The sequence below is a fragment of the Streptococcus sp. 1004_SSPC genome (assembly GCF_001069025.1).
Lineage (GTDB): Bacteria > Bacillota > Bacilli > Lactobacillales > Streptococcaceae > Streptococcus > Streptococcus vestibularis.
Genome location: NZ_JWGQ01000071.1, coordinates 18,891 through 30,707, shown reverse-complemented (window position 1 = coordinate 30,707; position 11,817 = coordinate 18,891). Strand labels below are relative to the sequence as shown.

General features: G+C 39.3%; 6 protein-coding genes and 2 pseudogenes. 2 read left to right on the top strand and 6 right to left on the bottom strand.

The annotated features are described in order from the left end of the window. From ADF62_RS10785 to ADF62_RS05675, 3 genes are all read right to left on the bottom strand, one after another. Positions 1-96: NAD-dependent epimerase/dehydratase family protein (locus ADF62_RS10785; protein WP_152901312.1), on the bottom strand; the 96-nt coding region annotated here is incomplete at its 3' end. A gap of 29 nt (positions 97-125) precedes the next feature. Continuing rightward, positions 126-1,607 carry a UDP-glucose--hexose-1-phosphate uridylyltransferase gene (gene galT / locus ADF62_RS05680; protein WP_048788293.1) on the bottom strand — a complete coding sequence of 494 codons (1,482 nt, stop codon included), beginning with the start codon at positions 1,605-1,607 and terminating at the stop codon, positions 126-128. Positions 1,608-1,626: 19 nt separating this feature from the next. Then, positions 1,627-2,793 carry a galactokinase gene (locus tag ADF62_RS05675; protein ID WP_003094510.1) on the bottom strand — a complete coding sequence of 389 codons (1,167 nt, stop codon included), beginning with the start codon at positions 2,791-2,793 and terminating at the stop codon, positions 1,627-1,629. A gap of 140 nt (positions 2,794-2,933) precedes the next feature. Here ADF62_RS05675 and ADF62_RS05670 point away from each other — a divergent pair, with 140 nt between their 5' ends. After that, complete coding sequence (locus tag ADF62_RS05670; protein ID WP_003094466.1) at positions 2,934-3,929, top strand: LacI family DNA-binding transcriptional regulator; 996 nt, start codon at positions 2,934-2,936, stop codon at positions 3,927-3,929. 278 nt (positions 3,930-4,207) lie between these two features. On the opposite strand, the pseudogene ADF62_RS11150 reads toward ADF62_RS05670, so the two are convergent. The 3 genes and pseudogenes from ADF62_RS11150 to ADF62_RS11885 all read right to left on the bottom strand — a co-directional run. Next, positions 4,208-4,784 (bottom strand): annotated as a pseudogene (locus ADF62_RS11150) (IS3 family transposase); the annotation flags it as partial. A gap of 118 nt (positions 4,785-4,902) precedes the next feature. Next, complete coding sequence (locus ADF62_RS05665; protein WP_048788292.1) at positions 4,903-10,872, bottom strand: ZmpA/ZmpB/ZmpC family metallo-endopeptidase; 5,970 nt, start codon at positions 10,870-10,872, stop codon at positions 4,903-4,905. A gap of 426 nt (positions 10,873-11,298) precedes the next feature. Then, positions 11,299-11,394, bottom strand: a complete 96-nt coding sequence (locus ADF62_RS11885; RefSeq protein WP_367657404.1) for an IS3 family transposase — start codon at positions 11,392-11,394, stop codon at positions 11,299-11,301. 209 nt (positions 11,395-11,603) lie between these two features. Between ADF62_RS11885 and ADF62_RS10310 the strand changes: the two are divergent. After that, positions 11,604-11,807, top strand: a pseudogene (locus ADF62_RS10310) (ATP-binding cassette domain-containing protein); the annotation flags it as partial. Positions 11,808-11,817 lie beyond the last annotated feature (10 nt).

Genomic DNA, 11,817 nt, shown 5'->3' with positions numbered 1-11,817 from the left:
ATCCACGACAACGACTTTTTCTTGCCCCGCTTCAACCAAACGGTCCACCATGTGAGAACCGATGTAACCAGCCCCACCTAAAACTAAGATTGCCATTTCTTATCTCCTTTCTTCAGAAAAAACAATTAATCAGCTAAATTTACAAAATCTACAAATGCTTTAAACTGATCCAAGCCTTCACTATTAGTCTTATAAACACCTGCATCTTCTAGTACACGAGCAAAGATATCTGCAACAGATTGTCGAACAACTTCTGTCACTTCCTCAGCCGTAACATTCGGATTTTGAGCTTTGAGTTCATCTGCCCATTCTTGGTGAATTGGAGCAACTTGGTTACCTTGACCTAATAGATAATCTTCAACATCTTTAAGTTCTGTTTTCAAACGAGGTGGAAGAATGGCCAATCCCATAACTTCAATCAAACCGATGTTTTCTTTCTTAATATGTTGAACATCTTTATGTGGGTGGTAGATACCGTCTGGATGTTCTTCAGAAGTTTGATTGTCACGAAGAACCAAATCCAATTCAAATTTGCCGTCTTTTCTACGAGCAATTGGGGTAATGGTGTGGTGAGGTTGTCCATCAGACTCAGCCAAGACCCCAGCTTTTTCGTCTGAATAACCACGCCAGCAATTTAGGATTTTAGTTGCAAGAGCGATAAGTCTTTCCTTGTCTTCACTTCTTAGACGAAGAACAGACATAGGCCAATTAACGATGCCAGCCTCAACATCAGAGTAACCATCAAAGCTAACTTTTTCTTTAATGCCTGCTACTTCCATTGGGAAGGTATGGCGACCACCTTGATAGTGTTCATGTGTAAGAATTGAACCACCTACAATTGGAAGATCGGCATTTGAACCTGCGAAATAACCAGGGAATGCTTCAACAATTGTTAGGAGACGGCCAAACGTCAATGGACTGATGTGCATTGGTTCGTGCTTACCATAAAAGAAGATAGAATGTTCGTTAAAGTAGGCATAAGGCGAGTATTGGAAGCCCCACTCCTTGTCTTCCATTTGGAAACGAACAACACGGTGATTGCTGCGGGCTGGGTGATTAATGCGACCCAAATAACCTTCATTTTCCATACAAAGTTGACACTTAGGATAATCGGAAGCTACCGCATTCTTAGCAGCTGCAATAGCCTTAGGATCTTTTTCAGGTTTTGAAAGGTTAATCGTAATTTCCAAGTCACCGTATTTAGTTGGTGCTTTATAAGCAATATTTTGTGCAATGGCTTTGACTTTCACATAATCATTTCGTTTACTTTGTGCATAAAAGTCAGCAATTGCTTGCTCTGGGTTAGATTTATAAGTACCCCAGAAGTTACGATTGACAACGCTCGGTCTTGGTGTAATTAAGTCCATGAGTTGAGCACCGATGATATCTTGTTCTTCGTTAAGTTCACCTACAGAACCAGCTTTAACACCTGCTTGAAGCAACTGGTCTTTAAGGTCAATCAATTCAGAGCTATCTGTTTCAACATCAGCAACTCCTTCTCCAACCAAAGTAAAAACTTTGTTTGTCAAATAGATACGGTCCAATTCCTCATAATCACTATTTTCAATAACCAGAGTTACAAAAGTGTTTACTAAATTTTCAGCCATAATCTCTACTTCTTTCTCATTAATCAAGTACTCGTGAACCACCTGCTACTTCGGCAATATAGAAGCTCGGTGCATAACCAATGACTTCTTCATAACGTTGACCAACTGCTTTTTTAAAGTCTTCAACTTTGTCTTTATTTACAAGTGCAATGGCACATCCACCGAAACCAGCTCCTGTCATGCGGGCTCCTAATACTCCTTCTTGTTCCCAAGCTATGTGTGCCAAAGTATCAAGTTCAAGACCTGTAACTTCGTAATCATGTTCCAATGACACATGAGAAGCATTCATAAGGCGTCCAAAGCCTTCCAAATCTCCTGCTTCAAGAGCTTTACGAGCTTGAAGTGTACGTTGATTTTCAAGAACTGCATGGCGTGCACGTTTGATACGGTTTTCGTCTTTAATCAAGTAGCTGTATGCGTCAAATGTCCAGAGGTCTAATTCACCGAGAGTTTGGATATCCAATTTTTCTTGTAGTTCAGATACTGCTGTTTCACATTCAGCACGACGTTCATTGTATTTAGAATCAGCCAATTCACGACGTTTGTTAGTGTTCATGATGACTAAGACATTATCCTTGAGGTCAAGGGGTACCAAGTCATACTCTAGAGTATTTGTGTCCAAGTAAATCGCACGTTGATCAGCTCCCATACCAATAGCGAATTGGTCCATGATACCAGAGTTAACGCCAATAAAGTCATTTTCCGTTTGTTTTCCGATTTTAACCAAGTCAAGGCGTTCCAATTTAAGGTCAAATAGTTTTTCAGCAATAACACCAATCAATAATTCCAAAGATGATGATGATGACAAACCTGAGCCGTTTGGAATGTTACCATAAATGTAAATATCCATACCTGAATCAATCGTATGCCCAGCTTCTTGCAAGAAATGAAGAACACCTTTTGGATAGTTTGTCCAGTTGTGTTCTTTTTCAAAACGAAGATTTTCAAGTGGCACTTCGATGATTCCCTTCTCTTCAAAGTTACCTGAGAAGAAACGCAAAACTTTGTCATCACGTTTGCGGGCCGCTCCGTAAGTACCTAAGGTAATAGCTGCTGGAAACACATGACCACCGTTGTAGTCAGTATGCTCACCAATCAAATTAATACGACCTGGTGAAAAGAAAGTATGATCTGCTTCTACACCAAAAACTTCTTTAAACTTTTCTCTTAACTGTGACGTCTTCATAGGATGTACCTCGCTTATTCTTTTATTTACACTGGAATTGTAACCCCTTTCACATGGAAAATCAACATTTTTACTGTTTTTTTAGTAAAATATAGGTAAAAAAGAAAAGTTATGTTATACTGAAATATGAGGAGGATACTATGGCTACATTAACAGATATCGCAAACTTAGCAGGTGTATCTATTTCAACTGTTTCACGTGTTCTTAATAAAGATGAAACTCTTTCCGTAACAGAGGATACTAGACATCGGATATTAACTATCGCTGATGAAATCGGATATACTAAACACAAAACAATTAATAATTCAAAAAAAGAAAAGTATCAAGTGGCAATTATTCAATGGGTTAGTGAAGAACACGAGTTAGATGACATCTACTATTATAATATTAGACTTGGTATTGAAAAAAGAGCCTATGAACTAGACTACGAGATGCTTCGCTTTTTCAACGACATTCCTTCAAGTCTAGGAGAGGAGGTCGTTGGTGTACTCTGTATCGGAAAATTTAGTCGTGAACAAATTGCGAAACTAGAAAGACTAAAAAAGACTCTGGTCTTTGTTGATAGTGATACTCTTAATCAAGGACATCCATGTGTTACTACTGATTTTGAAAACTCCGTACAATCGGCACTATGTTATCTTAAAGAACAAGGTTGTAATAATATAGGCCTACTCATTGGGCAAGAAAAAACAACGGATGCAACTGAAATCATCTCTGATCCTCGTTTACGTTCTTATCGGAACTACTGTATGGAAAAGGGAATCTATGACCCTCTTTTTATTCTGACTGGTGACTTCACTGTCCAATCTGGCTATGAACTTCTTGCTTCTAAGATTAAGAGTGGAGCTACTTTACCTGATGCTTACTTTGCGGCTAGTGATAGTCTAGCTATTGGTGCACTCAGAGCACTTCAGGAAAATGGTATCAAGGTCCCTGACGACATTCAAATTATCTCTTTTAACGATACAACTCTAGCTAAACAAGTGTATCCTCCACTTTCTAGTGTCACTGTCTATACAGAAGAAATGGGACGAACAGCTATGGATATTCTCAATAAACAATTCTTAGCACCTCGAAAAATACCAACACTTACTAAACTAGGAACAAAATTAACATTAAGAAACAGTACAAAATAGGTAAATCATATCTTCACTATTTTCTACGATTTTGAGATCATAATTACAATATTCAGATAAATGATACCTTTTACTCCAATGTCTAGTTTTTTAGAGATAAAGATTTGAACCATAAACCTGAATAGGAAAATAACATACATAAATTGATTTAAACTAGAGATTTTCATAGAATAACAAACACTAATGAAATTCTCTATTTTTGAACTAAAGTTCAGTGTAAAAAGCGTACGCAACACCACCACCTTACTGTACTGACCCCCAAAAATTAGACAATTAATTTAAGCAAAGGATTTAGTTCTGTATTGCACAGGATTGAGTCCTTTTAGTTTTACCTTAATGCATTTGTTGTTGTAATAATTAATATAGTCTACAATAGCTTGTTCCAATTGCTCAAGTGCCTATAACGTCTTCTCATAACCATAAAACATCTCAGACTTAAGAATGCCAAAGAAGGATTCCATCATGCCATTGTCTGGACTAATTTCCCTTACGTGACATGGACGGTTGGATTCCTTTCCCTTCTAAAAATCGATGATAATACTGATGTTGGTATTGCCATCCCTAGTCACTATGGATAAAGATTATAAGCAATAAATTCACTATTGAGGACATCTAAAACGAGTGATAAATAGAATTTTTGGCTACTTGCTGGAATGGCAAATCTGTATAGTGCTTTTCCATTGTTTTAGATGCTTCGAACTAGCGTTGAATGAGATTATCTACTTTCATATCAACCTTTCCTTGATATGAAGAATACTTGCGTCTACGACGAATTAGAGCGGTTAGACCAAGAACTCTCATCAGACGTTAGACCTTCTTATAGTTCACTACAAAACCACAATTCCTCAATTCATATATTTGACTTTTATCTTCATAACTCAATTTCATAATAAAAGCACCCCAAAAGTTAGATCTTTTCTGTCTAACTTTTTGGGGTGCAATTCATTTTCGCCAAAGGGAATTCTTTCATCTATTATTTGAAAATAGAACTTGTGAAACTATCTGTCTCTTGTAGGAGTTTCTTATAGACAGCTTCTTTGAGTTTCGTCGTATGACTTGTTGACACAGATTTATTACCCTTATTATCTGTTTTAATAGTTGCAGCATCTTTTGCTACTGCAGCTTTAAACAAGGCTAATAAATCATCGTAAGAGCTTACTGTTGTGCCGTCAATTGCAACTGTCGTCAAACCATGTGACGCTTTGTCTTTCACTTCTTTGAAATAGGCTTTCTTGAAGGCTTCTAGTGAGTTGAACTGACCATCAGAAATCTTGCTAATGATAAAGTCGTCTCCAAGGGTGGCCTTACCAGCCGCTTTTGCTTCTTGTTTATACTTGTTAGTCGCATAACCTAGGAAGCCTTTTTCATAGCCATAGTAACCCCAGAGTCTGAAGGTATTATGCTTGAAGGACATAGCTCCTGGAGAACCCTCGCTGGTATTACCACCATAAATAGCAGACATCATAGGGACATTGACATAGGCAGAAGAGAAATCATCTGGTTTATAGACACCATTACCAGGTCCACGATTGGTCATAAAGTTATTATCTACAAGGTCATCAATAGAAGTCAAGTTAATAGCCTTTTCACTATCACTTAGAGAACGAACCTGGTCGTATTGATTTTTACTATTACCTCGTAACTGTTTATCTACCTTCTTGAACCATGCGTTATTGAGGTCCTGATTTCCTTGACTGAGGACTGCTTCCCCTTCAAGTGAGTCAAGAAGCATGAGAGTATCATTGTAGCCCTTCATGTAACGGTCGATGGCTTCACGTGAGTTCAACTTGTTTGGATTAGTGTTGTACCACTGATTACCGTCATTTTCTCTTTCAAAAGCCATGTTAAGTCCTAAAGCACCGTATTCACCTTGATGCCCCTGAGTAGCTGGTGATTGCAACATTCCTTGGGCATAGGCTTCAACGTCTGTTCCTTCACGACGACCAAAACCTCCAAAGTAGGCAATACGGTCATTGAGATGAGTCGTTTCATGCGTAAAGGCTGAAGCACCGTACTCGCTAATCATGTTAGACATGACGTAAGTAACCTTGGCACGATTGTCGTATGGATTGTCGTAGATGGCAGCATAGGCACCAGCCAAAGCTCCATTATCGCCGTAGTACTCACCGACTGGTCCATAGATTTCACGGATTGGCGCATAGACTTCCGTACTGTTCTTGAATTGGCCGTAGCGCTCTGGCCAACCTGGCCAACCATGCCCCCAGACATAGAAACCTTCCCAGATTGGATTGACAATGTCTTTGAACAATTTGTTTTTGACATTATCTGCAGCCAATCTTTGCCAGAAATCAAGGTAGTTGATTTGACGTTGGGCGGCTAGATCAATCTCAGGTTTCAACTTCTCTAGGGTTGTGTTGTACTTGTTAGCTGTTCCATAAGACATGGTGTCATAAGTAGAAATCAGGAACATCTCTGTCTTATCAAGATTCAATAATGGTAGAATCATTTTTCTGTGTAGACCACGTGTTAAGTTATCGTAAGCACGATACTTGTGCTCACCGACACCTTCGTTTTGTGAAGCTTTCTCTACAACGTAGACCTTATCCTTAGTGGCATCGATGAACCAATCATTCATATTGTCGATAGTGGTAAAGAGTTTTCTGTTGTAATTAAGGAAGTCGTTTAAATCTCCAAATTTAGTATATTTTGCAAGAACTTCACCAAAGGCATCGTATGTTCTTGAACCACTGATATTATTTTCTTTAGAGCCAATCTCAATCAAACGGTCTAGGACATCCACATTTTTACCATAGAAATCTGGTTTGAAGAGCATGATTTCTTTGATATTAATATCATCAAACTTCACACCGTAATAACGATTCAAGTAGGTCAAGCCTAGTAAGAGGGCTGCTTTATTTTTCTCGACCTTGTCAAGAATCATTTGTTGGGCAGCAGATGATTGATTAAGTTGATGGTCTTCATTTTGAACCAGCTTAGTCACAAGGTTCGTCAAATTAGCTTTAACAGCGTCAAAGCTTTCTTCCAAGAAGAGGTTCTTGATAGCATTGACCTTATTTGGACCTGTACGACCAAGTTTTTGGTAAATTGGGTCAGACTGCAACTCAATTGGTTTCAAGATATCAACGATTCCATTGATAAGGCTCGAGTGATCTTTTTGAACGATATTTGGAGTGTACTTAATACCCAAATCAGAAACAGTATATTCCTTAACGTTGCTCAACCCTTCTGAACTCTCTGAAAGCTTGAAGTAGTCTTTGCTACCATCAGCATAGTGAACAATAATCTTGTTAGCAGCGCTTAAGTCTGTGACAAAATTACTGTCTTTCATCGGTGTCACTGAGAGCACCTCTTTGGTATTCAAGTTATGGTCTTTAGCCAGTTTATTGGCTTGGTAGACAATATAATCCTTGTTATAGAATGGTTGAAGTTTCTCAATATTCTTGTAAGCCTTGTTATATTCAGGCTTATAGTCTTGAATATTGGCAAAATCTGCTTGACTAGAAACGTTGTTAAGGGTATTCAATGCGTAAGGCTCGCTGACAAATGTATCAGCTGTAATCTTGTAACCTTCAACACGCTTGTCGGCTTCTTCCTTAGTCAAATGTTTGAGTTTTTTAGGACTCTTGGTATCTTTACCCGTACCATCTTCGGCCGAGCTGTAACCAACAACACCAAAGAGGTCCTTGATCTGAGGCCCACCATCTTCATCATTGACATCATTAGAAGCAAAAATCTCTTGACCTTTGATAACCTTGGCATAGGTCACGTTGTCTTGAACAGCACCGTATGGCCATGTCTTAGCGACAATACCACCGACATTTCGTGTGTTTTTGACATCAAGAACACCCTTGGCTACTGAATTGGTCACCTTGGCCTTAGTTCCTGACTTCCAACTGTTGAGCATGTAAGTGACAAATGGCACCAACATACTTGCATTGGCATTATTGGCTGTAATAGTCGCATCCACATAGGCCCTGTTGACGAATCCCATGTAGTTTGAACCAGCAATCCCACCAACTGTCGAGTTATTACCGACAGAGTTAATCTTACCAATAAAGGCGACATTCTCAACCTTGCCATCTTCATCAATCTTATTGACGATACCTGCCACGTCATTGTTACCAGTGACTGAACCAGTCACCTTAACATCTTCAATCAGACCTTTGTTTTTAAGGTTAAATCCAACTGTCGCTATTTGATTCTGACCAGGGCGATTGATATCTACATTTTCAAAGTTGATATTCTTGATAGTTCCGCCATTGATGACATTAAACAATGGATGCTCCAAATCATAGATGGCAAAGCGTTTGTCACCATCACTGAGCAACTTACCAGTAAATTCAGTCGTGATATATGATTTGCCATTTGGAACGATATGGCGAGCACTCATGCTTTGGCCAAGTCTAAACTCACCTGATGGATTAGCCTGAATGGCATTGACCAACTCAGCAAAATCATAGTAAACATTGGCTTGACTGGCCTTCGGTTTCTCAATGTAATAGCTATAAGTCTTCGCAAAATGGTTTTGGGCATCACGTTGCACCAAATTATCCGCTTCTGCAGTTACCTTATAAACCGCCTTGCCATCAACTGTTGTTTCTTCGATGGCTTTCACTGCCAAATAAGTGGTCTTCTGATCCGCAGAAGTCATCTTCAAGTAGTAATTCGTGAGATCCTGAGGCACAGCTGTCAGACGAGTCTCATCCACTTCTGTTTGATTGTCATACTTAATCAAATCTGTACGTGCAAAATCTTTAAGCTCAACCTTCTTGAGATCCAGTTGGATAGTTTGGTCTGCCAAAACCTGACTCTCCTCACCGTTGCCACGATCAAAGGTCATGGTTGTCGTAAGGGTATAAGGCTTGTAATAGGCTAAGTTGGTTAAGTCAGCAGTCAAAGTCGTGCTAGGAACATCAAGCGTTTGGACAACTTGTCCATCTTGCTTAAGGACCGCTTTAATAGTCGTGATAGCTGCTGAACCTGGATTAGTCAAGTTGTAGCTGAGTTTAGCACTGCGACCCAAGTCATCCTTGTCAACCTGTGTCAGTGTAAGAACTGGTTTTTCAGATATCTTGGTCCCTTTGCGAACGATACGATCTTGGACGGGAACTAGCACTGTTTCAGTAACAGTTGGTTCTTCAGCAGTCTTACTACCCTTAAAGGTCTTATAAATCTTGGTAATTTTATTTTGTCCTTTTTGTCCTTCTTGGACAACCTGCACAACGCCTTTCTCAAGTGTATCATCTTCTTGGACAATTTCTTTAAATGGAAGCTCTACAATAGACTCTTCAGTCGTTGTCCCATCTAGAGGCTTGCTGCCACGACGGATTTTTCTAGGTTGTGGCACCTCAATAACCTTACCTGACACAATAGTCGGCTCACCAATCTTAACACCATCAATGGTTTGGTAAACTTTATGGATTTCTTGGCTACCTTTTTGGCCCTCTTGATCAACAACTTCTTCATCCACATATTTGTTATCATCAGTAATAACTTCGATAGGATAATCAATGGCTTGCGTTTCAGTCTCTGTGATACTTCCGACAACTGGGGTATGAACAGGATTCTCAGCTTGGACAAGAGCCTCACCTTCGTTGCCTGGTTCTTGAGTCCCTTTAGCTTCAAGGTTGTCTGTATACTCTGGGGATTCCGGTTGAACAGTGGCCTCACCTTCATGACCTGATTCTTGCGTGCCATTAGCACTGATCGATCCAGTGTACTCTGGGGTTGCTGGTTGAACAAGAGATTCACCTTCGTGACCTACTTCTTGCGTGCCATTAGCACTAATTGGACCTGTATACTCTGGGGATTCCGGTTGAACAAGAGATTCACCTTCATGACCTGATTCTTGTGTTCCGTTAGCACTAATTGGACCTGTATACTCTGGAGATTCCGGTTGAACAAGAGATTCACCTTCATGACCGGCTTCTTGTGTGCCATTAGCACTAATTGGACCTGTATACTCTGGGACTGCTGGTTGAACAAGAGATTTGCCTTCATGACCTGATTCTTGTGTGCCATCGGTACTGATCGATCCAGTGTATTCTGGGACTGCTGGTTGGACAAGAGATTTGCCTTCATGACCTGATTCTTGTGTGCCATTAGCACTGATTGAGTCCGTATACTCTGGGACTGCTGGTTGGACAAGAGATTTGCCTTCATGACCTGATTCTTGTGTGCCATCAGTACTGATCGATCCAGTGTACTCTGGGACTGATGGTTGAACAAGAACTTCACCTTCGTGACCTGCTTCCTGAGTTCCTTTTTCCCAACTTATTTCTTTATCTATTTCATACCGGCTTTCTGTGTTTCTATCTTCTCTTGATGGCTCAAGTCCTTTCAAAGCATTCTCCAAAGGTTGTTCAAGCTCAGGCTTAGATGAGTAACGCAGATAACCGACATACTCATAACCATCAATGGTAATAACACCCTTAGCTAGGTCCGCCTCATCTGAGACAGCTAGATTCCGATTATAAGCCTGCAACTCCTTATTTTGCAAAGCAAGAACCTCAAGAGGGATAAGTAAGCTTTGCCCAGCTGCTCCAATCAAGACCAATCCAATAATCTTTTTGCGATGTTTTTTTGAAAATAGGAGCACAGCCAAAGTTGCTGTCGTCAGTCCTAAACCTGTTGCCGCCCAGTCAGAACTGCCTGTCTTAGGAAGAGTAGCTTGACTGTCTCCCTTACGTTTATAAACCAGATAAAAAGTATCATCATTTTGATATGCCTTTGGAATAGCATGAACCACTTGCTTTTGCTCTTCGGCTGTCAATTCATTTTCAGTAACATAGGCCAGATGTATCGATGAATCCGTAGTAACCTGATCCGCCGAAACTGGCTTAGACACGAAAAGACCACCTGCTATTAAGAATGTTCCAATAGCAGCTGGTCCAACACCAACTGACAACTTACGAATAGCGTATTTTGTCACTTTTTCAACAACATGATTTGCTTGTTTCATTCATAAACTTCCTATTTGTTAATCATTGTACCTTAAAGGCACGTCAAAAATAAAGACATTATCGGATAAACACGCACTTTATGCATCTATTAACCTTCTTCAGAGGTCTATCATATCCTTTTTTTAATGTTTAGGCAAGTATTTTCTCTAATTTTTAATCAATATAAATAATTGTTTAGCGACCATACTTTTCTTTCATGAAAACATCTAAAACCTTTTCATGTAAATAACTACAAAGACTCTAACATTTGTAAAAATATTCTCTTGAAATTCAAGCTACTAACAATCCAAAAATAAAACAATTGATTTAATCTCTTTTATTTTACTTTTTATCTAATACTTTAATGTAAGTGAAGATCATCTTTCAATAGACACAAAAAAGCCCCACTACTGGCACTGCACCCCAATAATGGGACAAAAAAAACCTTATGCGACCAGCTTTCTGTACTCTACAGGAGATTGGTCATTTAATTTCTGTTGAATCCTAGTTTCATTATAAAATATGATGTAATTTTTAACAATATCTATTATACTATCTTTAGTTAGGTTTCTTCACTTATAGAGATGGAAGGTTTCAGATTTGAGAACAGAATGGAACCATTCGATACAGGCTAGCTTAGCTTCTACTGAATATGCTTTTTTGACCATAACAAAAACACTCCTGTTTCTAGTTTACCAGAATTCAACAAGAGTGTTTTCTTGTGTCTCATTTTATGGATGCAGTGCCTTCAATCGCTGACCTATCTGGAGGGCAAAAAGGAAAACTAATCCTACTGCATGTAGTCTTAGAAAGCCCTCAACTTCTAATCTTAGATGAACCAACCAAAAATTTTTCACCCACCTCACAATCCCAAGTCCGACAGCTCTTCAAGAACTATCCAGGTGCAACTCTTACAGTATCACATGATGTCAACTACCTCAGACAAGTTTGCTAAAAGATATATC

Excerpts from the sequence above, each read along its gene's own strand:
- galT (WP_048788293.1), bottom strand. The coding sequence starts at position 1,607 with ATGGCTGAAAATTTAGTAAACACTTTTGTAACTCTGGTTATTGAAAAT.
- ADF62_RS05675 (WP_003094510.1), bottom strand. The coding sequence starts at position 2,793 with ATGAAGACGTCACAGTTAAGAGAAAAGTTTAAAGAAGTTTTTGGTGTA.
- ADF62_RS05670 (WP_003094466.1), top strand. The coding sequence starts at position 2,934 with ATGGCTACATTAACAGATATCGCAAACTTAGCAGGTGTATCTATTTCA.
- ADF62_RS05665 (WP_048788292.1), bottom strand. The coding sequence starts at position 10,872 with ATGAAACAAGCAAATCATGTTGTTGAAAAAGTGACAAAATACGCTATT.